General features: G+C 48.0%; 28 protein-coding genes. 13 read left to right on the top strand and 15 right to left on the bottom strand.

The window, feature by feature from the left end; all coding sequences use genetic code 11:
* From COW20_05510 to COW20_05520, 3 genes are all read right to left on the bottom strand, one after another.
* Positions 1-556, bottom strand: a 556-nt coding sequence (locus tag COW20_05510; protein ID PIW49485.1) for a ribonuclease HII, incomplete at its 3' end; no start/stop codon positions are given.
* A gap of 13 nt (positions 557-569) precedes the next feature.
* Complete coding sequence (locus COW20_05515) at positions 570-1,082, bottom strand: peptidylprolyl isomerase (GenBank protein PIW49539.1); 513 nt, start codon at positions 1,080-1,082, stop codon at positions 570-572.
* Positions 1,083-1,324: 242 nt separating this feature from the next.
* Positions 1,325-2,656, bottom strand: a complete 1,332-nt coding sequence (locus COW20_05520; protein PIW49486.1) for a tRNA (N6-isopentenyl adenosine(37)-C2)-methylthiotransferase MiaB — start codon at positions 2,654-2,656, stop codon at positions 1,325-1,327.
* 276 nt (positions 2,657-2,932) lie between these two features.
* Between COW20_05520 and COW20_05525 the strand changes: the two genes are divergently transcribed.
* Both COW20_05525 and COW20_05530 read left to right on the top strand, forming a co-directional pair.
* The gene (locus COW20_05525) at positions 2,933-3,655 is read left to right on the top strand and encodes a hypothetical protein (protein ID PIW49487.1); all 723 of its coding nucleotides are present in this window, start codon (positions 2,933-2,935) and stop codon (positions 3,653-3,655) included.
* Positions 3,656-3,881: 226 nt separating this feature from the next.
* On the top strand, positions 3,882-4,982 hold the full coding sequence (locus COW20_05530; protein ID PIW49488.1) for a hypothetical protein: 1,101 nt from the start codon (positions 3,882-3,884) through the stop codon (positions 4,980-4,982).
* Positions 4,983-4,992: 10 nt separating this feature from the next.
* Here COW20_05530 and COW20_05535 read toward each other — a convergent pair whose 3' ends face one another.
* Positions 4,993-7,443, bottom strand: a complete 2,451-nt coding sequence (locus COW20_05535; GenBank protein PIW49489.1) for a S9 family peptidase — start codon at positions 7,441-7,443, stop codon at positions 4,993-4,995.
* Between the two features lie 51 nt (positions 7,444-7,494).
* Here COW20_05535 and COW20_05540 point away from each other — a divergent pair, with 51 nt between their 5' ends.
* Genes COW20_05540 through COW20_05555 form a run of 4 tightly spaced genes read left to right on the top strand, consistent with a single transcriptional unit; the run spans position 7,495 to position 9,620 of the window.
* Positions 7,495-7,839 carry a hypothetical protein gene (locus COW20_05540; protein PIW49490.1) on the top strand — a complete coding sequence of 115 codons (345 nt, stop codon included), beginning with the start codon at positions 7,495-7,497 and terminating at the stop codon, positions 7,837-7,839.
* Positions 7,840-7,878: 39 nt separating this feature from the next.
* Complete coding sequence (locus COW20_05545) at positions 7,879-8,499, top strand: hypothetical protein (GenBank protein PIW49491.1); 621 nt, start codon at positions 7,879-7,881, stop codon at positions 8,497-8,499.
* A gap of 30 nt (positions 8,500-8,529) precedes the next feature.
* A complete protein-coding gene (locus COW20_05550; protein ID PIW49492.1) occupies positions 8,530-9,072 on the top strand; it encodes a hypothetical protein in 543 nt (180 codons plus the stop codon).
* Positions 9,069-9,620, top strand: coding sequence for a hypothetical protein (locus COW20_05555; GenBank protein ID PIW49493.1), 552 nt, complete (start codon positions 9,069-9,071; stop codon positions 9,618-9,620). The genes COW20_05550 and COW20_05555 overlap by 4 nt, the downstream gene beginning before the upstream one ends.
* On the opposite strand, the gene COW20_05560 is transcribed toward COW20_05555, so the two are convergent.
* On the bottom strand, positions 9,617-11,032 hold the full coding sequence (locus COW20_05560; GenBank protein PIW49494.1) for a cysteine--tRNA ligase: 1,416 nt from the start codon (positions 11,030-11,032) through the stop codon (positions 9,617-9,619). The genes COW20_05555 and COW20_05560 overlap by 4 nt on opposite strands.
* Positions 11,033-11,130: 98 nt before the next feature.
* Between COW20_05560 and COW20_05565 the strand changes: the two genes are divergently transcribed.
* From COW20_05565 to COW20_05585, 5 genes are all read left to right on the top strand, one after another.
* The gene (locus COW20_05565) at positions 11,131-12,057 is read left to right on the top strand and encodes a hypothetical protein (GenBank protein PIW49495.1); all 927 of its coding nucleotides are present in this window, start codon (positions 11,131-11,133) and stop codon (positions 12,055-12,057) included.
* Complete coding sequence (locus COW20_05570) at positions 12,054-12,527, top strand: tetrameric acyl-CoA thioesterase (GenBank protein PIW49496.1); 474 nt, start codon at positions 12,054-12,056, stop codon at positions 12,525-12,527. The genes COW20_05565 and COW20_05570 overlap by 4 nt, the downstream gene beginning before the upstream one ends.
* An 81-nt stretch (positions 12,528-12,608) precedes the next feature.
* Positions 12,609-12,923: a hypothetical protein gene (locus COW20_05575; protein ID PIW49497.1), complete on the top strand. Its 315-nt coding sequence runs from the start codon at positions 12,609-12,611 to the stop codon at positions 12,921-12,923.
* A gap of 3 nt (positions 12,924-12,926) precedes the next feature.
* Positions 12,927-13,388 (top strand): hypothetical protein, encoded by a 462-nt coding sequence (locus tag COW20_05580; GenBank protein ID PIW49498.1) that lies wholly within the window; start codon positions 12,927-12,929, stop codon positions 13,386-13,388.
* On the top strand, positions 13,388-14,257 hold the full coding sequence (locus COW20_05585) for a peptidase M48 (protein PIW49499.1): 870 nt from the start codon (positions 13,388-13,390) through the stop codon (positions 14,255-14,257). Before COW20_05580 ends, COW20_05585 begins: the two co-directional genes overlap by 1 nt.
* A gap of 27 nt (positions 14,258-14,284) precedes the next feature.
* Here COW20_05585 and COW20_05590 read toward each other — a convergent pair whose 3' ends face one another.
* From COW20_05590 to COW20_05615, 6 genes are all read right to left on the bottom strand, one after another.
* Positions 14,285-15,487: a hypothetical protein gene (locus COW20_05590; protein PIW49500.1), complete on the bottom strand. Its 1,203-nt coding sequence runs from the start codon at positions 15,485-15,487 to the stop codon at positions 14,285-14,287.
* 30 nt (positions 15,488-15,517) lie between these two features.
* Positions 15,518-16,057: a hypothetical protein gene (locus tag COW20_05595; protein ID PIW49501.1), complete on the bottom strand. Its 540-nt coding sequence runs from the start codon at positions 16,055-16,057 to the stop codon at positions 15,518-15,520.
* Positions 16,058-16,136: 79 nt separating this feature from the next.
* On the bottom strand, positions 16,137-16,850 hold the full coding sequence (locus COW20_05600; GenBank protein PIW49502.1) for a hypothetical protein: 714 nt from the start codon (positions 16,848-16,850) through the stop codon (positions 16,137-16,139).
* Positions 16,851-16,936: 86 nt separating this feature from the next.
* Positions 16,937-17,980: a hypothetical protein gene (locus COW20_05605; GenBank protein ID PIW49503.1), complete on the bottom strand. Its 1,044-nt coding sequence runs from the start codon at positions 17,978-17,980 to the stop codon at positions 16,937-16,939.
* 446 nt (positions 17,981-18,426) lie between these two features.
* Positions 18,427-19,938, bottom strand: coding sequence for a hypothetical protein (locus COW20_05610; protein ID PIW49504.1), 1,512 nt, complete (start codon positions 19,936-19,938; stop codon positions 18,427-18,429).
* Entirely contained in the window at positions 19,935-20,648 is a 714-nt protein-coding gene (locus tag COW20_05615; GenBank protein PIW49505.1) for a DNA-binding response regulator, read from the bottom strand. The genes COW20_05610 and COW20_05615 overlap by 4 nt, the downstream gene beginning before the upstream one ends.
* A 121-nt stretch (positions 20,649-20,769) precedes the next feature.
* Here COW20_05615 and COW20_05620 point away from each other — a divergent pair, with 121 nt between their 5' ends.
* Both COW20_05620 and COW20_05625 read left to right on the top strand, forming a co-directional pair.
* Positions 20,770-21,660 carry an ATP-sensitive inward rectifier potassium channel 10 gene (locus tag COW20_05620; GenBank protein ID PIW49506.1) on the top strand — a complete coding sequence of 297 codons (891 nt, stop codon included), beginning with the start codon at positions 20,770-20,772 and terminating at the stop codon, positions 21,658-21,660.
* A 68-nt stretch (positions 21,661-21,728) separates the two neighbouring features.
* Positions 21,729-22,544, top strand: a complete 816-nt coding sequence (locus COW20_05625; GenBank protein ID PIW49507.1) for a hypothetical protein — start codon at positions 21,729-21,731, stop codon at positions 22,542-22,544.
* Here the strand turns inward: COW20_05625 and COW20_05630 are convergent.
* The 4 genes from COW20_05630 to COW20_05645 form a co-directional block, all read right to left on the bottom strand.
* Positions 22,534-23,319, bottom strand: a complete 786-nt coding sequence (locus COW20_05630) for a GNAT family N-acetyltransferase (GenBank protein ID PIW49508.1) — start codon at positions 23,317-23,319, stop codon at positions 22,534-22,536. The genes COW20_05625 and COW20_05630 overlap by 11 nt on opposite strands.
* Entirely contained in the window at positions 23,319-24,338 is a 1,020-nt protein-coding gene (locus COW20_05635) for a 2,3,4,5-tetrahydropyridine-2,6-dicarboxylate N-succinyltransferase (GenBank protein ID PIW49540.1), read from the bottom strand. Before COW20_05635 ends, COW20_05630 begins: the two co-directional genes overlap by 1 nt.
* 140 nt (positions 24,339-24,478) lie before the next feature.
* Positions 24,479-26,224, bottom strand: a complete 1,746-nt coding sequence (locus tag COW20_05640; protein PIW49509.1) for a hypothetical protein — start codon at positions 26,222-26,224, stop codon at positions 24,479-24,481.
* The gene (locus tag COW20_05645) at positions 26,136-26,426 is read right to left on the bottom strand and encodes a hypothetical protein (GenBank protein PIW49510.1); all 291 of its coding nucleotides are present in this window, start codon (positions 26,424-26,426) and stop codon (positions 26,136-26,138) included. Before COW20_05645 ends, COW20_05640 begins: the two co-directional genes overlap by 89 nt.
* Positions 26,427-26,482: the final 56 nt, after the last annotated feature.

Raw genomic sequence — 26,482 nt, forward strand, 5'->3', positions numbered from 1 at the left:
CCTTCAAGTTTTGTGTGTGGACTGTGGTGGGATAACCCTTATGGCGTGCAAATTCATAGCCAGGCCAGGTCTCTTCCAATGCCAACATGATGCGATCACGGGTAACTTTTGCCAAAACAGAAGCGGCTGCAATTGAGAGTGAGAGACTGTCTCCTTTGACAAGGGCTGTTTGGGGGCCCTTCCAGAAGGGAATGGTGCGGTTTCCATCGATCAGACAGGCTTGGATCTGTTCGAGGCTGTTTAAGGCTTTCCACATGGCCAGATAGGTGGCCTGAAGAATATTGAGATGATCGATCAAGGGCGCATTGACAACCCCGATCCCATAATCGAGTGCCAGTTCCTGAATCAGTGGAAAGAGGGCTTCTCTCTTGGCTTCACTGAGTTTTTTCGAATCGTTTAAATCTTTCAGTTTGACGAGTAGCTTGGGCTCAGGGGGGAATATGACGGCTGCTGCCACAACCGGGCCAGCCAAGGGGCCACGCCCAGCTTCATCCACACCAGCTACCAACAGCTTTTGCTGCTGCCAATAGGCTTGCTCATGGGTGAAGTCGGGCATGGTTTGCTTGATCCTATTCAAAGACCCGATCAATGGTCAATTTTTTGATCACCACGGGTTCCATGGGTTTGTCCATGGCATTGGTTTTGACGCGGGCAATATTTTTCACCACATCCATGCCTTCAATCACTTCGCCAAATACACTGTGACGGTTGTCGAGATGCGGAGTGGGCGCTTCTGTAATGAAGAATTGGCTGCCATTGGTATTGGGGCCGGCGTTGGCCATGGAAAGAATGCCCGGTTTGCTGTGTTTCAATTCAGGGTGAAACTCATCTTCAAACTGGTAGCCTGGGCCGCCTGTACCTGTTCCCAGGGGATCGCCCCCTTGGATCATAAACTGAGGGATGACGCGGTGAAAAATCAGTCCATCGTAAAAATGGCTTTTGGTTTTATTGCCTGTTTTGGGATCCGTATATTCTTTCAGCCCTTCAGCCAAGCCTACAAAATTGGCGACGGTTTTAGGAGCCTGTTTGAAGAACAGTCGGATTTTAATCATGCCCATGCTGGTATCAAAATTGGCGGTCATTTCTTTGACCTGTTTTTCGCTGCCTCCATTGAGGACAGCCTGTACATCTGCTGACACGGTAGAGTCTCCTTTGTTTGTTGAATGCTGCTCAGAGGCAGCAGGATCGGATGGTTCGTTTCTGCGCTCTGAACAGCCATTGAGAAATAGAACTGTTCCCAAGGTCAGAGCCAGAGATAATAAACGAATGTGCATCATTGAATTGCCTTTCACAAGCGTCATCGTGATTAGGGGGTGGAACCTATTCAGGATACCACCATCCGTCCACGCAGGGTATTGGGGGTCACATCGAAGATTTTGACCGGAACAATCTGACCCACCAGTCGTTCCATGCCTTCAAAGTGAACAATTTTATTGCCGCGTGAACGACCCTTTAAATTTTTGCGTTCTGCATCGTAGGTTTCAACCATGACTTCTTGGATTTCACCCAGGTGACGTCGGTTTTGTTTCAGGGCAACCTCTCTTACCACCTGGTTGAGATGGTTCAAGCGACGGCTTTTTTCTTCTTCAGAAAGTTGATCCTCAAACCTCGCAGCGGGTGTCTTGGGGCGAGGTGAGTAAGCGGCGGTATTGGCTGTGTCAAAGGCGAAACGACGAACAGATTCGACTGTGTTCAGGAATTGTTCTTCAGTTTCGCCAGGAAAACCGACAATAAAATCTGAAGTTAAGACGATATTGGGGATTTTTGAGCGAATTTTATCGACCAACTCAGCATAAAATTCGACAGTATGGTTACGACGCATTCTTTTCAAGAGTTCATCGTCACCTGCTTGAAGGGGTAAATGTAAGAATTCACAGACCTTGGGCAGTTCTGCCATGGCATCGATCAAATCATCCCGCATATTGATGGGGTGAGAGGTTAAAAAGCGAATGCGTTGAATGCCCTCAATATCATGGATATAGTGCAGGAGTTGGCCCAATGAAGTTCCAGGCTCAAGATCCCAGCCATAGGTATTGATATTTTGACCGAGCAGGGTAATTTCAGTATAGCCTTCAGCAGCCACTTTTCTGATTTCATCGGCAATGGCTTCAGGGGTGCGGCTTTGCTGCTGGCCACGGGTATAGGGCACAATACAGAAAGTACAAAAAGCAGAGCATCCATGCTGAACCGTAATCCAGGCATGGTGCTTGCCTTCACGAATAACAGGAATTTCTTCAGGGTATTCATCTACCTGACGAACAATCGAAACGATTGGGCGTTGGTTCTGTTGGAACTCGTCGAGCAGTTCGGGCAGGCGGTGGTAAGTCTGGGTGCCAAAAACCAGATCGAGGTGTGGTACGCGTTTCAACAGTGCTTCTTTTTCATGTTGGGGAACGCAACCCCCAACGCCTAAAATCAGGTCGGGTTTAGAGCGTTTCAGGGTTTTAAAACGACCCAAGTGACCAATTAAACGGTTGACTGCATTTTCGCGAATGCTGCAGGAATTGATCAAAATCAGGTCTGCATCCTCTGGGCTGTCTGTCCAGGCATAGCCTTTCTGGGCCAAGAGGCCGAGCATTTTTTCAGAGTCAGATTTATTCATCTGACAGCCAAAGGTTTCAATATGTACTTGTTTTGGGGTAAGTGTCGTGGGCATGGGGCACGGATCTCCTTGATTCTACAACAGATTGAATTATAGCCTCCCAATGGGTTCAGAAGCCAGAACATTGAAAGTTCTTGGCGTAAGAGAATTAGATCTGCACTCAGGAGAAATGGATGGGGCAGTGTCTCGTTTTTTGAATTAAAGTTGTGACTTATCCTCACGAAGAATCTTGAGATTTGCAGGCCTGACCTGCCCATCAGGCTTACTCTTGACGCACAGGGGGGGCTACTGTACTCTTGTGAATAGAGTGGTATGATTCCGACCTCATAAATAACGATACTGGTTTTCGTGCTGTGCACAACACTTCCCAAAATTGCTTTTTCTCAGGTCGTGAAGAACCCGTTACGGAATCATGCGTCAAACAAGACAGGAAAAATTGAAGTGTTAAATCTATCCTACGAAGTAAATGTGGCCAATCACCCTTATCTGCTCCAGGAGACTCTGGCTTGCGCCCGTATCTTGAAAGATTCTGGTTGGGACGATTTTAACCAAGCAGCCCTTCAAGACCCGATTCTTCAGGCCTTGAGCCCCTCTACTGCTCAGAGCTATTTGCGTGCCATCCGGCACCGTTTGGAAGATGTTCCCCCCAAACTGATATCATTTCTGGCCAGCGAAGATGAAGGCACAGCCCAATTAACCTTGCTGTATATTCTTTTACATAAAAACCGTTTGCTCCGTGAATTGGTTGAAGAAGCCATTCGTGACTCAGTATTAGATGGCGAACCTGTCGTTTCGAAACAATTGATTGAGAATTTTTTCGAAAGCAAGCGTGAGGCCAGTGCTGTGCTCAAAGAATGGTCAGATACGACTTGGCGGAAATTTTGGGGCAATACGCTTAAAACTTTACAAATTTCAGGGCTTTTGCAAGGCCAAGATCCCGTGAATCTCGTCATGCAGGAGATTCCCACTGAGCTTCAGACTTGGCTCAAAGCGCAGGGCGAAGATGTCTACCTTCAGCTCTTGCTTGATAAAGAGGCCTATTCCTTCGCTTAAATTTTTAACGGGATAAAGCCTGCCCCCATCGCTTGAAAGGTGGGGGCAATTTTTTATTGCACGCTTAGATCTGCAATTCGATCTCATTCTGTGTTTAATTATAAGTGGAATATTAATTTAAACAGAGAATGGAGTGAGCTGCTTGGCGCGCTTAAAAAAGAAAGCAAAAACAACAACTCCTTTTACAGAACGGATCGTTGGCCTGCGTAAGCAAAAGGGATGGACCATGACCGAAATGAGTCGCCAGTTGGGGGTTAGCCCTTCGTATATTTCTTTGCTTGAATCGGGGGATCGCATTCCGTCTCGTCAAATCGTGAAAAATTTGGCAGAAACTCTTTTGGGATCAGAGGATACTTTGGGCATGGATGAAGTATTGATCCTTGCTGGTTTCAGTCCTGAGTTCAGTTCTCCTGCTTGCTTTACTTTGAGCTATCCCAGATTGCTTGAACGGGCCTTGGCGTCAAAGTCTGATCATTTTATTGCCTTTAGCTCTCTGATCAAATACTATCTTGAGCAGGAATTGCTTGATTTGGCACAGCATAGAATTCTCGAAGGTTTGCAGCGGTTCTCTGTGCCTTGGCAGTTGCAGGTCTTATTGGCTTTTCGTGAACTTCAAAAATCAGATTTTACTTCTGCTGAATTGGCGCAAAATCTTGCGATAGAATATTTTCAAATGAGAAAAAATGCAGAAGAAGAGACTCTCGGTTATTTATACCTTTACTTGGCTTATTTTCAGTTTAATGCGATTAAATTTCATATTTTAGAAAATAAAATGGATCTGGGCACCGTTTTAGGCTTGCAGACAGAGATGTATGCGAACTATCAAAAATCGCTTGCCTATTCACAAATGAATATTTTTATCCTGAATGAATATGCCCGTACCCGCTATGAATACGCACTCTTACTGGCACAATCTCAGGGAATTGAAAAATGGGAGCCTGTGATTCAGCTCTATCATCAGGTTATCTCTTCTCCTCAAACGAAACAATTGAACCCTGATTTGCTTGCTGAAGCCTGTTTGAATATGGCTATAGCGGCACAGAATGCTGAAAAATTTGAATTGTCTGAGTTGGTGCTTGGTTTGGGCAGAATATCTCTTCCGAATGCATCCGAATTGCTGATTGCTTTTGTGCGTAATTATGTCATTCAGGCAGAAAAACTAGACAATCCTGAAATCTTAGAAAAATCGCTGTTGTATATAAAGCAATTCATACAAGAAGTTCAAACACCTTCACTGCTTGAACGCAGGCTGAAACAAGAGCCTTGCTTTCACTATTTAATTCGCAATAAATACGAAATTTTAAAGGAAATGGGCTTGAAAATTTAAGGGCACAGAGTTAATCCGTATTTTTAAGCTGATGATCTAACCAATGAACCATCTCCCAGAGCATATGTTCCAGTGACTCTTTGGCTTGATAGCTGTGGCTTTCAAAGGGAAAAAGTACAAGACGCACAGGCTTTCCCAAGCCTTTGAGTGCCTGATACAGACTTTCACTTTGCATGGGATACGTCCCCGAATTATTATCGCTTTGACCATGAATCAAAAGCAGGGGGGCTTGAATTTTATCGGCATGCATCAGCGGTGACATTTGCAAATAGACCTCAGGGGCCTGCCAGAAATTACGTTCTTCTGATTGAAAACCAAAGGGAGTAAGGGTTCGATTATAGGCACCACTGCGGGCAATACCTGTTTTAAAAAGGGAGCTGTGGGCCAATAAGTTCACGGTCATGAACGCTCCATAGGAATGCCCGCCAATCGCCAACCGTTTGGGGTCAGCAATTCCCATGCTGACCACCTTATCTATAGCTGCCTGGGCAGAGGCTACCAATTGTTTTAAATAGGTATCATTGGGTTCTGATGTGCCTTCCCCAATAATGGGCATGGCCGGGTGATCCACCACAGCATAGCCTTGGGTTAAAAAAACCAAAGGCGAAGTGGGCAGAATGCGAATATACGAATAGGGGGAGCCTTTGACCTGGCCTGCGGCTTCAGCGTTTTTAAACTCACGGGGATAGGCCCAAAATACAGTGGGCAATGGCCCCTGTTCTTTGTGATAACCGGGTGGCAAATAGAGAATGGCGTTGAGTTTAACACCATCTGAACGGGTATAGCTGATCATTTCTTTCTGAATCAGGGCCAGCTCAGGCAAAGGGTGTTTCAGGTGGGTAAGAGCCAACTCTTGTTCCCTGTGATGAAGGATATAATTGGGAGGCGTTTGCTGCGTTTCTCTCCGTGTCAGAAACTGCATCTTCTTAGGATCGAGCACACCCACCATTTGTTCGTAGGTGGGAGCCTGTGATTGCCAGAGACGTTTTTTTTCTCCACTGAGTGGATTCCAACTGTCTAAAAAGGGGCGATCTCCTTCAGGGGAGGCCCCTTCGCCACTTAAAAAAACCGATTTTCCATCTGCTGTGGTTTGCAGCAGCATTCCGCCTTGAGGGCTTCTTTCAAGCAAGGGCCAGCCGGGATCAGCATAGCGGTCTTCACTTGAATAATGCGCTATTTTCCGGGCTGCAATGGTTTTACCTGTGCTCAGATGCCAGACTTCCTGTCTGCGCTGAAGATGCCATTTGCTATAGACCAAGGCCAGCGATTCATTTTTCCAAAACACACCGTCAAAACGATCGGGGAGATCCAAGAGGGGACGTGGTGGGCTCTGAAAAGGGGCTTTCCAATCAAATAGGCGATCCCGTATTTGACTGGGGTGACTGGGATCGCCTTGATCCTGAGCTTCAACCCAAAACAAGCTGGCAGGTTGGTCTTCTCGCCATTCAATGCGACGGCGGCCCGTGCGCACGGCATCCCTCGCGATTGGGATTCGATTGGCGAGCGGCAAATCAGCCACTGTCAGCAAGGGGGTTCCTTTGCTATCCCACAGCTCAGTTTTTAGCGGAAAACGCGAGGCAGGAAACAGATAGGAATAGGGACGGTGAATCTGTTTCACCAAAAGCCATTCCCCATTGGGTGATGGCTGAAAGTCAGTATAAAGTGCAGGGCTGCCAATTTTTTCTGCTTTTCCATCCAGTTGAACCCTCCAGAGTTGACCCTTCAGATAATAGTCAAAAAGGTCTTCATCTTGGGGGGACTTGAGCAGATCCTGAAAGGTACGTCCTGGTGCTGCTTTGCCTGTGTTTTCCATGACCAGGGGGCCCTTGGGAAGTTCCCCTTGGCTATTGGGTTGAGAAAGGTTTGAAACAGGGCTTTTACAGAGCAAAGCCTGGGAATTGGGCATCCAAACGCAGGGGGGACCAAAGGTCTTGTTCAGGCTGAGAGGGCTCAGACGCTGGGCCTGGGCTTTGTCAATATTCAAGATCCACAGTTCAACACGATCTTGAAGTGTATGTGTAAAACTTAGAAATTTACTATTTGGCGACCAAATCAGATTGGCGAAATGTCCTTGCTCAGGTAGGCCTTGAACGGGTATTTCTTTGCCATTTTCAAGCTGATGGAGATGGAGCTGGGTATAGACCCAATTGCGACTGGGAGCATAGTTTTCAGGGTTAAAGCGCAAGCCCGCCAGTTTGAGTTCAGGGCCTGCCAAATCTTCGATTTCAGGCCAGGTCTGAAAATCCATGAGGAGATAGCGCTTGCGATCGGGCGAAAGGGAAAACCCAGGTAAAAGGGGGGCATTCAGCAATTTATCCAGAGGAGGCGGAGCCTGTTGGTAAGGTAGTGGATCGGGTGTTGTGGCCATGGCTGGTATGGTAACAGAATTTTGGAGCCAAAGGGCCATTGAGAACAAACAAACTGCAAGGCCGGTTTTCCGTCGCGGATGCCATTTTTTCATATCTGGGTGCTGATGTCCTTCATTTTTTAGAGTATAACATTTCCATAGGATATGCTTTGCTTCCGCTCTGTTTCCTATCAGGTTCAGTCCATTTATTCTCCGGTGAGCCGCCCTGTAAAGGCCGCCCCGGCTTGGCAAGCTGATCAAGTCACTTTATCGGGGCTTACTTCAAGCCCCTGGACACCCGCTATGAAAATTGCGCTGATGTCTGCGCCTGTGGCCGTGGGGGCGGGAATCGGTCTGGCGCGTGGCACGGGAGCCATGGGCGGTGTGATTGGTGGCGCGATTGGGGCCGCTGTTTCTGTCTTTGGATTGTGGTGGGTTATGACGGTAGGCAATCCCTTTGATAGAAATCCAGGCAGCGAACTGCCTCCCCCTCAAGTTCCCAAACCCTGAATTTTTCAGTTTCATTTATCTCATGGAATGACTTTCTGAATGCCCCTTGCGTCGGTAATAATGAGTGTATCAAGACTCTTTGGGTATAATCTTATGAAAAAGTTTGATCGCAAGCTGTGGATGCAGATCCACGGCTATCTCAGTATTTTCTTTCTGCCTCTGGCCTGTCTGTTTGCACTTTCTGGCACACTTTATATGTGGATTGAACCGCAGGAAACTAGCAAACAGACCTTTGAACTCAGTGCTCTGACTCCGATTGCACCTGTGACCCCTGAATTGGTTAAAGATTTAGTGCTGAATGAATTGAAATCTCACAAAATTTCAGCTCCACAGGGAGAGCTGACTCAAAAAGGCAATCGATTTCTTTGGGGAAAAAAATCTGGGGTACAAGTTCAGTATCAGCCTTCTGAAAGCAATCCTCAATCCGCTACGATCAAACTCTCGCAACCTACTTTTTTTGGACGCCTCATGGCCATTCATAAGGGCAAAGGGGGAACGCTTTTGAACAGCTTGACGACCGGATTTGCGATTTTACTTTTGGGATCTTACCTTTCAGGTTTGCTTTTGGCTTTAAAAACAACCTGGATGCAAAAAGCAAGTTTGATCTCCCTGGTAGCGGGTGTGTTTGTTTCAGTGATCGCTTTCATTTGGGGTATTTAGCGAATAAAGTGAAAGATAGGGGGTGAAGAAATGAGATTCAGTCTGAAATTTTTTGTATTTTTAGTCGTTTTGTCTGGGGTTTTGCTTCAAAAACCGGTCAAGGCTGCTTTCTTGGATCCAGAACAGTCACAGACTATTTTTCAGCTCTTCTCCCCTGAGGAACTGCTTTTGCCAGATCTTGCCGAGTACCAGAAAGGCAGTATCACGCTGACGCACGATCTGCGTAAATCAGACAGTATTTTGAAATTTCAATTTTCTAAAGGTGTCAAGCTTGCTGGCTCCTCAAAAAAGCAGATTTTTCACTTTGAAATTGAGCATCATGCGCTTTCACAAGAACATGCTTTGAATGCGCTTTGCCCCAAAGGGCTCAAACGCAGTGATTATCGTCATTCAAGATTGGGGCCCCTGATGCTCTGTTTTACAAATCCTCATAAGCAGAATTCCCTGATTGGGGTGTGGGTTTATCCCTTGCCTGGGAACCTGAATCCCAAGTTCAGTTTGACCTATACGGGTACAAAACAGGATTTATTTCAGGTTTTGGATTCTCTGTGCCCCTATGGAGAACGTCCATGAAAAAACCATGGCTTGGATTGCTGATCGTTATTTTCTGCTTTTTTCCCACCCGCGTTGATTCAGTCGGTTTGCGTAAGCTCTATTCGACCTATTATCCACCCGATAAAATGGCAAGAATCTCTGCAGAGGGTTTTAAAATGACGGGTAGCCAACTGGTCTGGCTGCCTAAAAAACAGAAGCCCACGCTCACTTTTATTTATCATAAGGCGGTTCCGTTTTATGAGCAGGATATTACCCTGCATTTTTCTTCAACGGTTACCCATCATTCTGAAAGCCGTGTGGTCAAGAAGAATTTTCACTGCCAAAAAGATCAGAAAGAGGAAGCCTTTCTGCATCCCAAATTTGGAGCCTATGTCCTGTGTTCTCACGATCTTTATGCGAAAGCCTTTCCGACAGCTCGCAACCAAACCCCGATTAAATACAAGACCGCATCAGTCTTCCCCCGCGAGGGAAACCGCCTGCCCCATATAACGTTTCAATTGCACGGATTTGAGCAGGATATCCAGACTCTCATGCATTCAATTGAAACCTTGGATGAAAGGCCTTAAAGATCCAAAGGCACCAATTCAAAATGATCTTTGCCGTCACGCATTTGGAAACCCGCTGCCTGAATCAAATCGCGCAGACGATCTGATTCTGCCCAGTTTTTGTTTTGGCGTGCCTCCCAGCGTTGGTTGGCTAAAACCTGGATATTTTCGGGTATTTCGATGTTTAATTCAGGGAAATCGGTAAAATCAAGTAAGTCCAAGCTCAAAATGCTGTCAATTTCGCGGATCAAATCCAATTTATGAGCATCGCCCATTTCTTTATCTTGAACCAAATCCCAGAGCAAACCGATCACTTTCGGAGCATTCAAATCATCGCACAGGGCATTCAAGATCTGTTCCCGAAAATCTGCAAGGCGCTCTGGCGCACGCTGATCCTGGGCATGCAAATGGGATATCAGGCGTTTCAGTTTATAATAGGCAGTCTGGGCGGATTTCAGAATTTCCTGTGAAAAAGTCAGAAAATGGCGGTAATGACTGGTCAGGCAGAGATAGCGGTAGGCTCGGGGAGAAAAGCCAGCGTCTATTAGTGTTTTTAAGGTCACAAAATTACCTACGGATTTGCCCATGCGCTGGTTTTGATCCAAAACCAGAAATTCACCATGCAGCCAATAATTGACAAAGGGTTGATGGGTTGCGCCTTCAGCCTGGGCAATCTCGTTGGTATGGTGAACGGGAATATGATCGGTTCCGCCGGTATGAATATCAATCGTAGCACCCAGTTCAGCGAAGATCATGGCGGTGCATTCCAGGTGCCAACCTGGAAAACCTTTTCCCCAGGGGCTTTCCCACTCCATTTGTCGTTGTGCGTCCTTGGGGCTGAATTTCCAGAGCGCAAAATCTGTTTTGTTGCGCTTGCCTTCGGTATCGATACGGGCGCCTTCCTGTAGGCCTTCAACATCCAAGCGGGCCATTTTTCCGTAATCTGGAAAACGTGCAGTATCGTAATAGACCCCGTCTTCAAGAACATAGGTCAGCCCCCCGTTTTCAAGGTCTTTGACCAATTGAATCTGCTCTGGAATATAGTCGGTGGCATAGGTAAAACGGGTAGGGAAGGCGATGTTCAAGGCTGCGATGTCATGTTTAAAGGCCTCTGCATAATAGCGAGAGATGTCCCAGGCGCTTTTGCCCTCTGCCGCTGCTGCTTTTTCGATTTTATCGTCACCGGCATCAGCATCTGAGGTTAAATGACCAACATCTGTAAAATTCATGATTTGTGTGACTTCATAGCCTAAAAACCCGAGCAGCTTTTTGAGCAGATCTGGAAAAATATAGCTGCGCAGATTGCCAATATGCGCGTAATTATAGACGGTGGGTCCGCAGGTATACATTTTGACTTGCCCTGCTTGAAGGGGAGTAAAGATTTCTTTTTCGCGGTGAAGGGTATTGAAAAGTTTTACTTTAGGCAAGGTCATGAGGGTGTCCTGTTCAAATACATGAGATTCAGTCCATTATACCTGAGGCTGTGCTTTTCAGGGTTGATTCCCGCCTTTGAGCCGGTTATGATGAGGGCATGGCAAAAACTACATATAAAATCATATTCTCATTGGCTTGTGGCGGACTTCTGCTGGCTCTGAAAAATCTCCCTCAGAAAAGAATCAAACCTGAGGGGCGTTGGGTCATGATTACAGGGGCCTCAACGGGTATCGGCCGGATTTTGGCTGAAACTTTGGCACAAAAGGGTTTCCAAATCATTGCGACTGTCAGAAAAGAACAGGATGCCGAAAGTCTGCAGTCAGTTTCAGCGGCCATACACCCGATCCTCATGGACGTGGCTGAATCTGACAGTATTGCCATGGCTTTGCCAGAAGTAGCAGTGCTTTTAGCAGGGCAACCGCTTTATGCCTTGATCAACAATGCCGGCATCGGGGTTGTGGGCCCAGTCGAAATGATTGCTCGGGAAGCCCTGCGAAAACAATTCGAGGTCAATGTCTTTGGCTTGATTGAAACCACACAAACTTTTTTGCCCCTCATGGCAACGCAAGGCAAAGTGATTCAAATTTCTTCTGTCGCGGGGCAAACCACGATTCCCTTTGCCGGTGCCTATTCAGCTTCAAAGCATGCTGTGGAAGCACTTTCTGATGCTTTACGCAGGGAGTGGCAGGTGGTGGGCAAGAAGCTTGAACTGGTTGTGGTTCAGCCCGGTACGATTGAAACGCCCATCTGGGAAAAAACCCAGACCTCTTTTGATCCTGAAACCTATCAGGGCACAAGCTATGAAGCGCTTGGCAATTTTATGCTGAAACGTACCCAGAATGCTGAGGGGAAGCGCGCACGACCAGAATCCGTAGCCCAAGCAGTGCTTGAGATCCTGACCCGTCAGAACAACCCTCCCCGCGTGGTGGTCTCGGGTCAACCCCTGCAAGAGGTGGTGGTTCCACGTCTCTTGCCAGACCGGGTTTTTGACCGCGTGATCCACAAGCTTTTTCAGGGCAAATGAATCCACTCGTTCCGCGCGGCCGGGTGCCGGCTGTTGTGCTCAAAAACCTGCTCAACCTCTGGCCTCCTTATCTGGCTGCAGGAGTGCATGTGGATTATATTCAACGGGATTATTCCCGAGTCCATGTCTCCATGGCTTTGCATTGGTATAACCGCAATTATGTGGGCACCCATTTTGGCGGCTCGCTGTATGCCATGACCGATCCTTTTTATATGTTGATGTTGATTCAATTATTGGGTCCAGACACGATTGTTTGGGACAAGGCGGCGAATATCCGTTTTCGCCGTCCTGGCAAGGGTCGTGTCAGTGCCCTTTTTCAAATTTCACCACACGAAGTAGCAGCGCTTCAGACAGAATTGGCTCGCACAGGTCGAGTTGATTTTGAGAAAACCCTGCGCGTTCTGGATGCAGATTTAATGACTGTGGCAGAAGTGGATAAGGTGGTTTATCTGAAAAAGAAAACCCGCTGAATTGACGTACTTGGGGCTCAATGAGACAATGAACTGAATTTAATCAATATCGATGAGAGAGCATGGGTAAATTTTAAGCATATGATCATGACAAATATTGAAACCATTCCAGGCAAAAACATTCTTGAAATCTATGGCGTGGTCAATGGCAGTACCGTTCGGGCCAAACACGTGGGCCGAGACATAATGGCTTCCTTCAAGAATATGATTGGGGGCGAGTTAAAGGGCTATACCGAACTTTTGCAAGAAGCCCGGGATGAAGCAACCCAGCGCATGATTTCTGAAGCCCGTCGTTTGGGCGCCAATGCGATTGTCAATATCCGCTATTCAACTTCTTCTGTGGCCCAAGGGGCTGCAGAAATTTATGTCTATGGCACGGCAGTAAAGGTAGACTAAGCCATGGATACACTGATTGTACTGGCCATTCTGGTAACGATTGGCTATTTTGCCGGTACCCGGGCAGAAAAGAACCACTATGCTTCGATTGAAGCGCGTGAAAAAGAACTCTTTCAGTTGCCAGTGAGTTCTTTGAAGAAGCTTCCTGAAGATCCCCGTGAGGTGGAATCTGTCAATTTGGTCTATGGAAATGCCGTCATCGCTGTGGATTATTTCAAGGTTTTTGTTGCGAATCTGCGCAATCTCTTTGGCGGGCGCGTTACGGCCTATGAATCTCTGCTGGACAGAGCACGTCGTGAAGCCACCCTGCGCATGAAGACCATGGCCAAACAACAAGGGGCCGATGTGATTATCAATCTGCGTTTAGAAACGGCTCCAATTGGCAAAGGAACTGCGGGCCAGAAAAATGGCATGCCCAGCATTGAATCGCTGGCCTATGGCACGGCCATTCGTTACCGTCGCTAATGAGCTTTGTCATTCAAGAGCCGCCTGAGTCTTCTGAAAATATAAATATCAGTCCCTCTCACCCGCTTCACGAGCTTTTGATTCTTTTGGGAGGGATGTTTGCGATCATTTTGGCGGTTTGGTGGCTTTTGGGGCTGGCCGTTGATTGGGTGGTTCCCAAAATTGATGCGCGCAATGAAACACGCTTGGCGGGTCTTTATGCTTCGGTTTTAGCGCAGACTGAAGAAGGAGACGGCAGCCTGCGTTTGCAAAAATATCTTGCCGACTTGAATGCGCTTCAGTTCCCCGATCCCAAACTTCGGCCGGATTACCAGGCACATTTACTTGCCGATTCCACGATCAATGCTTTGGCCTTACCGGGGGGACATATTCTGATTTTGAGTGGTTTTTTGAAACAGGCTGAATCAGAGAACGAACTCATTTTTGTCTTGGGGCATGAATTGGGGCATTTGGTGCATCGCGATCATTTGCGTGCAATGGGCCGCAGTTTGGTGATGTATTCATTGGCGACCATGCTCTTAGGCCCCGACAATTTTATCAGCGGCTTTGCCGAAAATTCACTGAAAACACTCGAATTAAAATTTTCCCGAGAGCAAGAGTTGGAAGCGGATCGACTGGGGTTAGAACTCTTGGTCAAAACCTATGGCCATGCCGGGGGCTCTCAGGACTTCTTCAGACGTTTGGAATCTCAGCAGGAAAATTCAAAATTTCTAAGTTATCTCTCTACCCATCCGCATCCCAGAGAACGGATTGAGCGGCTCAAAGCCATGATTCGTGAGCGGCATTTTCTTCTCAAGCCAGTGAAACCTTTGCCCAAACAGTTTCAAGACCTCACAAAAAAAGAACTTAAAGCTACCAAGACAGAATAACGACTGCTTTATTTCTGACTTAAGTTGCTAGGTTTTGTTCTCAGGGTTGGGCATAAAATGAAAAAGGCTGACCGTGGCTTTGTGGCCCTCAGGCAAGGGGTCGCGCCAATGATAATAATCTGTCCCTTGATAAATGACAGCATCTCCAGACAGCAGGCGTGTTTCAAGTGTCTGTTCAGGAAATTCAATACACAGAGGCCAAGTTTGGGTGGGTTCTTCTTCGGGTTGGGGGTCTACCATCAAGGAGATATTCCAGGCACATTGCTCCCAGTCGATATGACGCCCCATGCCGGTTTTTTCATAATAGGAAACGAAGGTATAGGTGGGAATCACGGGTTCTGGTGTGATTTTGTTAATCCAGGCTGAGATTTGAAAATGCAAATAACAGGTCAGGGGATCATTGTGGGCAAATACGCGGTTTACGTCTGCTGAGTTTTCGGCATGCATATAGCCTTCATTTTGTATTTCACGGTAATATTTGCGCATCGCAGCCAGTTGGATCGGATTGAGCAGTTCGGGAAATTCAGCATAATGTTTTTCAGCTAAAAAAGCCTTGGTCTCTTCTGCGACTTGGGCCTGTTGTTCCAAGTTTTCTTGTAGAGAGCCGGGTAATAAGATTCGTGCCAAGATTAAGACTTGCAGGGTCTCTTCGCTCAGATTCTGGGGAATTTGCCCTTGCATCAAACTGTGAATGATCGGCAGCATGGCTGCTGTAGGCCAATAGGGCACCAGGGTTTCATAGCGGGTTTCTCTTACCCACAGGATCGGTCTTGCCGCTGAAAACACTTCGCGAAAGGGAACTCTTTCAGCATAGACGGGATCCAGCTCTGCTTCTGTCTGAAGCACCATGCGTGGATTGATCGTGAGCTGCTTGCTCTGTATTGGGAGGCGCTGAGCCGCTGCTTTGCTGTGGTGAGGCATTAGATCTGGGAAATGGAGATCCAGAGGGCAATGAAAAAAAACCTGTTCGGGGACTTGATCGGGCGGGAGCAAGAGCTGGCTTTCTTGCAGCCAGCTTTGATCTTCAAGACTGAGCGTTTGCAGACGAGCTGCCATTTCAGTATCAAAGCACTTTTTCTCTAAAAGCCGTGTAATGAAATCATAGAGTTGGGGGTGAGATTTTTGATGAACAAAGTGTTCCTGAATCGTTCCCTGTTTTTGTCGAACCACCAAATGGTGGATCGGAGCCAGTGAGGCATTATAGACCAGGGGGCTTAACAGCTTTGCCATAACGTATAGAATATCTTCGTTTTTGCTGGATTAATCATGCAGCTTTTTTAAAATTTCAGGAGAAACGCCCGCATTTGTGAGAATCTCTTTCATTTCAAAGGCGCGGTTGGTTTTGGCCTCTTCTCCGAGAGAGAGACCCAGCGTAACCAAACCCAAGAGGGTAGACGCTTCAGGGGAGCGATTGAGCAAAGAACCCATTTTGTGATAAAGAGGAACCAGTTTATCTTCTGAATTTAAGCGCTTGGCGAGTTCGGGCAAATTTCCATCGGCCTGGCTTTCTTTCAGAAGGCGAATGACCTGTTCTTTCTGGGGCAGACTGAGCGAGGGTTTTTTACTGGTTGCGAGTAAATGCTCAATTTTTTTGAGGCGCACTTCTAAGAGGGGGTCGCTGCCTTCACTCAGGGAAATATGACTTAAACCTTGGCCAATTGGCAAATCATGGGTTTTGATCTGATCTTTGGATTGAAGATTTGGAGCTGGACTTGCTGGTTTCTCAACAGGAGCCGTTTTCGCTCCCGAAGCGGGTTGAATGGAAGGGGTATGATTTTGGCCAAAAATCTTAAAACTCATGAGAAACACTCCAGTCCGTGTGGATAGTTCTATTATAGCCTTTGCTGGCTAAAAATGACGTAAAAATTAGAAATTCTAATCAATTGCTTGTGCTGACGGGGCCTGAAACCTTGAACATCAAACGAAAATAGTTGCTTCCGCCAAAAATCGGAAGGGTTACGACAGGTAAATTGTTCCAATAGTCCATGAATTGATTGGCTTCCAATTCAACATAGGGGCCAGAACGGGATTCGTGAAGAATCAAGGTATTGCGTTTGGCATTGTAACCAACTACCAAAACATAGTGTTCGCGGTCCAAGGCACCAAAATTCAGCAGGACCATCACAGGGGAGCCTTTTTGAATTTCGTTTAAGAGCACCTCCAGGCTGCCTTCCCGGAAGGCTTCTGCCTGCAGGCCTTTTTGGGCGAGATATTCCTGAATTTTGTCATAGGTCGTGCCCAAATTGAGCGGATTGTTTTCATTGACCACGGTCTGGTAATCAATCTCCTGGCCCCAATATTGTAAGAGCATGGTCATCACGGCTTGGGCACAGGTATTGTCATTGCCCTGGGTGACAAAGGGCACCGGTGAAAGATAGATATTGCCATTGGCAGAAACAAGTAGTTTTTTACCGTTTTTAAAGTTGACAGCGCTCTGTTGCAGATTAAAACGGCTCAAACGGTTACTGCTTGTGCTTAAATTGCCTGAACGGGTTACCTGTGTTTGTTGTACGGGAACCACAGGAGGGGAGCAGGAAAGCAGCCATTGGGTGGTAAAACTTAAAATCAGCAATTTTTGTATTTTCGTGTACATGATTCTTTCGTATGGCCTCAGTTTCTCTATAGGATTATCCGGTACAGTTCAAGAATTCTGAACTGTACCGGATAGATTATTAACAATTAGAGAGAGGTGGCGACATTAACTGTCGGGGGAGCACCAAAATTGACGCCTTGTCCAGGGCCTCCGTGTCCACCTGGGCCTCCGTGTCCGCCAGGGCCTTTGCCCATTTCACCACCTGGGCCCCCATGACCGCCAGGGCCTCTGCCCATTTCTCCACCCGATCCAACTGCCAGACCCGCAGTGACAAAGGCTTGTCTTTGTTCAGCTGTGAGAATATCGTGCAGCACAACCAAGTGATTGAGTTGGCCGAAGTCTTTTTCAGGTTTATTCGCTTTCAGCAGTTCTGCAATTTTTTCAATGCTGGGGCTGCTGGCATCCAATTCAGCTTGAATGGCCTGGCGATTGGCCTCTCTTGCTGTTTTTTCTGCTGTAAAATCGGGTCTATTGGCTTCCAGCGCAGTTTGCAGCGCTGTTTTTTGCTCATCGCTCAGTTGCAGGGCGTTGAGCTTATCCAAGCCTGGCAAGGGGCGCGCTTGAGCGCCTACTGGAGGCTCTGGGCGATTGGCTTCGATTTCAGCCATCTTGGCCACGCGTTCTGCTTCCTGGGTTTTGAACTGTGTTTTTTGTTCATCCGTCAGAATTTGCCAGCTTTTGACCATGAACTCAGCACGTTTTGTCAGTTCTGCGCTGCGATCAGGAGCATTGGCAACCCATTGTGTTTTGATGCTGTCAATATCAAAATTATCTGAAACGAAGGCGGTTTCGATCAGGGTTTTGATCGCCTCCCGCTGCGTGGTATCAGGAGGGCTCGGTTGAGCAGGTTTGTATTCTTCGCGCAGGCTGTCGAGCTGGGCTTTTTGTTCGCTGCTGAGGTTCAGGTTTGCAAAAGCGAATTCCTGATGGACTCCCTTTTCCCCACCTTTACCATGCGCTCCCATTTCAGGGCGACCCTGACGTGCCTGGCCTTGGGCAAAACCTTGTATTTGGAGATTGCTGCTGTCCAGCGCTGAGCTGAGGGTTCCTGAGATATTGCCGCACGCAGTCATCAAGCTGAGAGCCATCAAGCTGCCAAGGGTGGTTTTGAGAAGTGTATTGATTTTCATTTTCGTAACCTTTCTGATTGAGGCGCTTTGCCTTTGATGACTCTATCTTCGCAGGTTGATGTGAATGGGATTTCTTGGGATTGTAAACGGCTTGTAAATAATTGTAATAATTCACTTGTCTAATTGGCAAGTTTTTTGAGCCCTGATGATGACTGGTCATAAACGTTATTGTTTCGGGGCTTTCAAGATTTTGCCGGGTGTTTGCAGAGCCTTTTCAGTGAAGTCTTTTTGTGCTTCATTCAAGCGATTGGCATGAGGGGGGATACCTCTCTCTCTATGAATAGCCAAGGTTCCTTCTTGTCGTTTTGGGGAGACGTCTTTTGGGGGGATTCTCGCATGTTTAGGCTATTGGATTGACGTGACAAACACCTGTGTTCAGTCTTTAAACGAAGCCGAAGCGCTCTTGGAGAGTATTCAAGAGCGCTTCGCTTGGATGTTTTTAAGTCTTAGGCTTCAGAAAGTGGTGTTTCAAGCCGATCAGTGCGTGGATTGCGCTGGAGCGGCCATTCCAGACAGGCGATTAAACCACCCGCCTCATCACTGGGCAATTCAAAACGCACAAAGCCCTTGTGTAAACGCATGATTTTATCCACAATCGCCAAACCCAGTCCGTTGCCCCCTGTTTTTCGGGTGCGGGAACTGTCGGGGCGATAAAAGGGTTTTAAAATCTCCTCAAGTTCTTCCTGGGGCAGACCGGGGCCCCGATCCCGGAAGCGAATGCCCGCTTTTTCAGCATTGCAGTAGACCGAAATATCGACTCTTGAGCCAGGTGGGGCGTATTTAAGCAGATTTGAAAAGAGATTGTTCAAGGCCCGGTGAAGCAAATCCCTGCGACCATTGATCAAGATGGTTTCGGTGGTATAGTCGGTGATGACTTCAAGTTCTTTTTCAGCCAGAATATACTGATGCATCTCAAGGCTTTCTCTGAGCAAATGTCCCAGTTCAAGACGTTCCAGTGGATAATTTTCGGCATTCAGTTCCAAAGCTGAAATATCCAACAGATCGTTGATTAAGCGGTCAAGTTCTTCCAGCTCAAAAATCGAACGTTCAATATATTTGGGTTTGCCCTTGCCTTCTTTGGCGAGTAATTCAAGGCTGACGCGCATCCGGGCCAAAGGAGAGCGCAATTCATGTGAAACATCGGCGATCAGGCGTTGTTTTTCCTGAAGCATTTCCTGAATCCTGCTCATCATATGGTTAAATCCATTGGCAATTTCTTGAAACTCTTTTTGTTTGCCCACATTGATCGGGCGGGTAAAATCCCCTTCAGTGACTTTTGCGATCGAGGCGCTCAGTTCTTTAAAGGGACGGGTGATATATAAAACCAGAGGAATTAGCAGAACCCCTAAACTGAGTAAGATGATCAGTGTGTAGATCAGGCGCGGATCACCCATTGGCCGGTTAGGGGGGGGGCCTCTTCTTCCGGGGGGAGGCATCATGGCCCCTCTGGGAGGTGGGCCACCTTTGTGGGGAGCCTCTGGAAACAGTTTTTGCGGGGGGGGGCCTGGCGGGGGATTCTCAGTAAAAGCGGGGGTATATTGCAAATATCCCAGCTCTGGACGGTTGGGGTCGAGCAATGAGGCCACACGGATTGGCTTTTGCTGATCCAGAATCAGTAAATCACGTTTCTTTTCAAGTTCATTTAATTGTGAAACGCTAAGAGGAGGTTGGGGAATCCCTTTTGAAAACAACATTTGATTTTTTTTCCAATAGGAAATACGCCAATCCAGATAGCTTCCAATTTCTTCCACTTGAAGTTGCAGCAACTCAGGTTGGCTTTGAGAGGATTGCTGGAGCACAAACTGTACAAAATGCACTTGGTCTTCTAAAAAAACACGATGCATATGCCTTTCATTGTGCCTGAAGAGCAGGTTCATGACTGAAACCGTCAATACCATGGCAATAAAGACACTCAGAACGGCATAAAGATAGAGTTTGCGAAACAGGGGTTGAATCATTTTGTAAACAAATACCCCACGCCTCGGATGGTTTTAATAATTTCAGGCTTGCGTGGGTTATCGCCCAATTTTTGGCGCAAACGGGAAACAAAAACATCAATGGTGCGGTCGAAGGCATCAAATTCAAGCCCCCTGACTTTGCTCATCAAGGCATCCCGTGTAAGCACAATTCCGGCGTTTTCAAGCAAACAATGCAGCATATCAAACTCCGTGGTCGTCAATTCCATGGGTTGTCCCTGGTGCATTGCTTCTCGTGCATCCAGATTGAGGACCAATTCATGGTTCTCTGAGAAAAGTTTGTTTTCAGGGGGGGCCTGTTGTTGAAACTGTAGGCTGCGTTCAAAGCGGCGCATGATGGTTTTTATCCGTGCCAAAAGTTCACGGGGGTTGAAGGGCTTTGAAATATAATCGTCAGCCCCCAGTTCCAGTCCAATAATGCGGTTATAGTCGTCTTTTTTTGCCGTTAACATGATAATGGGCAGCAGTGGATTTTGAGTTCTGAGTAAACGACAGGTTTCAAACCCATCCATTTCGGGCATCATAAAGTCCAGAATGACGAGATCCACCGCATGGGATTTGACATATTCCAAACCCTTGGAAGGGGTAGAAGAGGCACTGAAGGCAATATTTTCATCGGCAAAATAATCACTGAGTAAATCGTGCATATCTTCATCGTCATCAATCATATGCACCTGAATCATAGTCTTCATTCCTTTACGCATTACTGAGTACAGTTTAAACAGGAAATGTGAAATCGGTATGCTTTTTTGTAAATGATTTGTAAAGACCGTCAGAAACCTTTGTTTCGAGGTATTCTGTTTAGATCCCTGAATGATTCTGGAGCCTCTGATGTCAGCCAAACAACGTGCACAAATTAACCCGGATGGCAGTTTTAATGTCGATCGGCGTGGGATTCATGCTTCCTTACGCCACGACCTCTACCATTTTCTGCAGGCAGCCAGCTGGGCCCGGTTGATTGCTCTTTTAAGCCTGCTCTATATTCTTGCGAATCTGGTCTTTGCATTGCTCTATCTGCCCGGCCTAGCGGGTTTGGCCAATGCCCGCTCAGGCTCCTTTGCCGATGCCTTTTTCTTCAGTGTGCAGACCATGTCGACAGTGGGCTATGGTTATCTTGCGCCCCAAAGTTTGTATATCAATCTGATTATGGTGATAGAATCGGTCTTTGGATTTTTGCTTACGGCCGTGGCTACCGGCCTGATTTTTGCCAAATTCTCACGGGTCAGGGCCCGTGTGCTTTTCAGCCAAGTGGCAGTGATACATACCCTGAATGGCAAGAAAGTATTGAGTTTTCGAGCAGCCAATCAACGCCATGCAGAAATTGTCGATGCATCGATCAAGGTCGCCTTGACCCGAGATGAGCAAACCGCTGAGGGCTATTTTTTACGGCGTTTTTATGATTTGAAATTGGAACGAGATACCTCACCGCTCTTTGCCTTGGTCTGGAATATTTACCATGTGATTGATGAGAGCAGCCCCCTTTTTGGCAAAAATGCTGAAGATATCCAAAACGAAGCCTCGGTGCTTTTGGTCAGCTTCAGTGGTATTGACGATCATCTTGTGCAAACCCTGCATACTCGGCATGCCTATAACAGTGGAGATATTCATTTTGGCAGACGGCTGACAGACATTATTGGCTGGTCTGAGGAGGGGCGTCGTTTTGTCGATTACCGTCGTTTTCATGAAACCGAAGCTGAATTTTGAGTGAAGCTTAACCTATTTCTAAACATGATTTTAAAGTAAAGGGGCTATAATCTTTTCAGGTAAACCCCATGACATTTTCGCTCTATCAATCTTCAAATCCATTGCCCGCCCCTGGCCAGCTCTTTCAGAAGCAAGCGGCTTCTTTGCCCCTGTCTTCCAACCTGGGCGCGGTTTCTGCCCAAATTCAACAGACCCCCGCTGCTCCGGCCCTCAAGCCAGATACCACCCGTTTCAGCTTGGTTTCTCGCCTGCTCAGTCCCTTTGAAAATATCAGCCTGGCCCCCCTGAAAGCCGTTCCTGGCCAGATCATGAATGGCCTTGAAAAAGGCTGGCAGGCCCTGAAAGATACCTTTACGTTTCAATTTGAAGAAGCAGGACGTTTTGGCACTGAGCGCGAAGCGGAGTCAAACTGTGGCCCTGCTTCGGCCAGCATGATTCTGAAACAGTTGGGTGTTTACCCCCCAACCATGCAGCAAATGCGCCTGATGGTAGGGGCTCCGATTGGCAGTGGCAGCCGTCCTTTTGCCCTGAGCACGGAGCAGGTGATCACAGCCGTGAAAAAATCAGCCTCTCAAAAAGGGCGTTATATCAGCACAGAAACGCGCATTTTAACTCGCAATGTCGATGTCGCAATCAGTGAAATGCGCAACCGGCTGGCGCGGGGGGAAAAGTTGATCCTGCTGACCTCAGGTTTTCGTTCTCTTTCTCAGGGGCACTATGTGGTGGTGAAAGAAGTCAGAGCGGATGGTTCTCTGCTGGTGGATGACCCCGGCCGTTCTGATGGCGAGAATATCGTCTATTCAAAATCCCGTTTGGCCAAGGTTTTGCAGGTCCGCCAAGAGACCTATGGCATGCAAAACTGCCTGTTGGCTTTTAAGACCTGAAACACGCCTCAAACTCTTCGTAGCGTGCAATCTCCTCAAAGCCCAATTTGGTATAGGTGCGAATAGCTGCCGCATTGTCAGATTTCACATTTAATCCGATTAAAGCTACTGTTTGCAGAAGATCCTGGCAAAGACTGCCTGTGGTGAGTGTGCCCAAGCCCTGTCCGCGAAAGACCGGATCCGTGGTGATATTGCCCAAGGCAGCGACTTTCCACTCTGGAGAATAGACATGGATGCCTGCAATACTGATCAGTTGAGCGCCTTGAAAAATACCTCGGTACTGCCCCGTTTCAAGCATACGCCGGTCAAACCAGTTTTGGGGGTAAGCCCGCTGGTAAAGCGCCTCAATTGCGGGCAGGTCTGTTGTACTCAGCGAAATCACTCTTTCAGACGCCCATGATGCCAGCGCTTCTGGCTGGGTCAGCACCATGCGGCTGTGAATGCCATGGCTGGTCAGGGTATAAGTTTGCTCTAAAACAGGCTGCAGCCCGGGACTGAGGTGGGTATAAAAACGTGGCGGCAAACAAGGCTGCAGACTTTCCAAGAGTTGGCACATGGGTTCGGGGCTTTCACTGAAGGCCAGAACCGCAGGCGTTTCCTGCCCCAGATAGACCAGAATCAGAGCTTCCAGCGCAGATTCGTTTTTCCAGCCATACCAGAGGGTCTGGGGCCAGAAAAAATCATCCAGATCGCCAAAACTGTAGAGGTGCAGCCCAGGATTGCGACTGAGAAAAGCCGCAATCTCGTGCTTATCGTGCAAAACAACGCGGCCCATCAGTTGTGGCTGTGCAATTCAGGATTGAGGGCAATGGTGCGGGGATTGGGCTTACAGACCACTTCTCCGCTGACGGAATCCTGATAAAAGAGCAGAAAGCCGCGGCCTGAAAGTTCACGGGCATGCACACGGTTTTGCCCGTGTTCTACCACTTCTCCCGCTAAGTTGAGGGGTTGGCCGGTTTGGTTGTAGAGGCTGACCTTGGTGCCTGCCGTTAAATACAAACCTGCTGCCAGTGTACAGCCGTCTCCCAGTGAGATACCGGTTCCCGCATTGGCGCCCAAAAGGCACTGGCTGCCGATTTCAATCACATGGGTATTGCCGCCGGAAAGTGTGCCCATGATCGAGGCGCCTCCGCCAATATCTGTTTTATCGCCCACAAAGACCCCTGCTGAAATTCGGCCTTCCACCATGGCCTGGCCTTCTGTGCCGGCATTGAAATTCACAAAACCAGCCTGCATAATGGTGGTGCCTTCTCCCAGATAGGCTCCCAAACGAACTTGTGCGCCTGAGGCGATCCGAACGCCAGAGGGCAGATGGTAATTGACGAGATAGGGAAATTTATCCACATGACTGACTTGCAGGGGCTGACCTGAAAGCAGGGCTTGAATTCTGACTTCTTCGAGATCTTCAGGCAAAATCGGGCCTTGGTTGGTCCAGGCCAGATTGCTGAGCACCCGAAAAGCGCCATCGAGCAAAACGCCGTGGGGTTTGACCTTGCGCTGTGAAATCAGTTGCAGTTTGAAATAGGCCTCTTCAGGGCTCTGTACAGGCTGATCCGGGGCAGAAAGCAGAAAGAAACCGCAGTCTAAATGGCTATAGCTCTGATGCTGCGGGGGTGTTTTCTGAACTTGGGCCACGACAGCTTGCAGAGCCTGCGCTTCAGGTGCCTCAGGATGATCGGCCAGCAAGGCGCTGAGCGCCTCCAGATCGGTCTGGGACAGAACGGTAAAGGCATCGTTCTGCAGCAAAAAACGCGTCACGAGTGCTTCCAGCAAGGGGCCAGAGTTAGAAAACATGTGGGGATAGAGAACATCAAGGGGGGTGGCGCTCCGGCTGCGGCGCAGGCCAAAGCCCCAGGCAAAACAGGTTGGCATAGCGGGCTCCTCAAGAATAAACTGCTGCGTTCACTATACCAAATGCCCTACGAAACTGCCGCTTAGAGCTGAATTCTGACCACCAGTTCTTCCTGACGCAGAAAGGCAAACGCTGAGGAGACCTGATCTGCACAGCTTTCGGGAATATCAGAAAGTACGGTCCCCAAGTTCAATCCCGCTTGCAGGCCCTGAACGATTTGCGCATGCACTGGGCTGAGTATTTTCGAGCGCAACCCCATTTGATTCTTATACAGCAAAAGAAATTCTTGCTCTCCCTCGGGCAAGGAGGATGGGGTTACCCCTTCTTTCCACAATGTGTAGAGTTGAAAATCGGAAACAAACAGCGCAAGCGCTGGAGTCAGCCAAAAATTGAGATTTTCGGGTTCAGCACAGACTTCCATGATCTCCCAGTCGGCAGGCGGTTCGTGGGCGCTGTGAAAGAGTTCCCGAAAAGCCCATTCTAAACGACACAGTTTGGGTAAGGCCGGAAAAGCGCTCGTGCAAGGATGGCCTGCTACAAAACGTGAAAAATCTGCCCCAAAGGCGCCCAGGTCAGGTTGCCGGGAAACGCCAATCTCCAAATAATCCAAGTAAAGCTGATGAAACAGATCTTTTCCCAGCCAAGCCTCAGTTTGCGCATAGGTATCCAGCAAAGCCTCTTTTAAACGGGCAAGGTAATCCCCTCGATAGGTTTCCAGGGCCTGTTCAGGACTTAAGGCCGGAATCGTGCGAAAACAGTTCAAGAGTTCAGGCTGTTCCCATGATCCCAAACCTATCGCTGAAACAAACAGGTGCTGAAACTTGATCCAGCTTTCAGGGGCCGGAAGCAGGGGCGACTTGCTTGTATTATGGCTGAGAGATGCACTACCCTGCCGCACTTCTGGCTTTGAAACTCGCTTTGTCATAGCGAGTTCAGCCCAAATCAGGCGCGCCTTTTCTACCTCCGCCTCTACCCGTTCTAACTCGGGAATCTGGTCATCCCATTCCAACAGGGTTGGGCGAATCCCATGAATCTTCAGGGCATAGCGGTAGAGTTCCCAAACTTCAGGGTAAACAGGCTGCGAATGGGTATCAAAGAGAAACCCCTGAGCTTCGCTATAGCCAGCCAGATGATATTGGGCGATGGCTTCCGACGGCAGGGCATCAATAAAAGTCAGCGGGTCAAAGCCCTGGTTTTGGCTGTTGACATAGACGTTATTGATATCCAACAATATCAAACAGCCCGTGCGACGACTCAATTCAGTCAAAAAATCTGCTTCGCTGAGGCTGGACTCCTTAAAATCCAGATAAGCCGAGAGATTTTCAAGCAGCAAAGGACAGCCCAGATAGTCCTGAACCTGTTCGATACGCGGACAGAGATAGTCCAATAGGGTCGGGGTATAGGGCAAGGGCAGGAGATTATGTAAATTTTGATGGGCCAAGCCTGTCCAGCACAGGTGATCCGAGATATGCAAGGGACGGTATTCCCAAATCAATTTACGTAAAGCCCAGAGATAGGTATAATCAAGGGCCTCACAAGAGGCAAGATTTAACGAAACCCCATGCAAAGAGATGGGGTAGTGCTGAGCGACAAGATCCAGGATTTGACGGGGCCTTCCCCGGCTGAAGATCACGTTTTCACTGATCACCTCAAACCAATCCAAGCGGGTCTTCAGATTCGTTTCCAGCCGGGGAAAAAAAGCCGATCTTAATCCTGCGCCAAAAAGCGCCTGAGGGGAGCTACTGTTGAGGGGCATCCTGTTCCGTCTGAACCGGTTTGCCGTCTTTATCGAGGAATTGACCGCCCTTTGCCTGGCATTCCTTGGCATTTGTTTTCAGCCAACCCTGTCCCTTGCAGGAATTATGTCCCCCACAGTTATGGCCTTTACCCGAGCAATCTCCTTGGCCTTTGCAGGCGTTTACCCCGTGGCATTGCCCTGTTTCAGCCTGTGCTCCCTGAGTTGCGCATCCTGTTCCTGCCAGGGTTACGCCCGCCAAGGCAGCTGTCAACAGCAAATGTTTTGCTTTCATCACGTATGCTCCTTTTCTATCATGAACAGAATCAATGCTCTGTAGCTTCACTTTTA

The sequence above is a fragment of the bacterium (Candidatus Blackallbacteria) CG13_big_fil_rev_8_21_14_2_50_49_14 genome, from assembly GCA_002783405.1.
Taxonomy (GTDB): Bacteria; Cyanobacteriota; Sericytochromatia; order UBA7694; family UBA7694.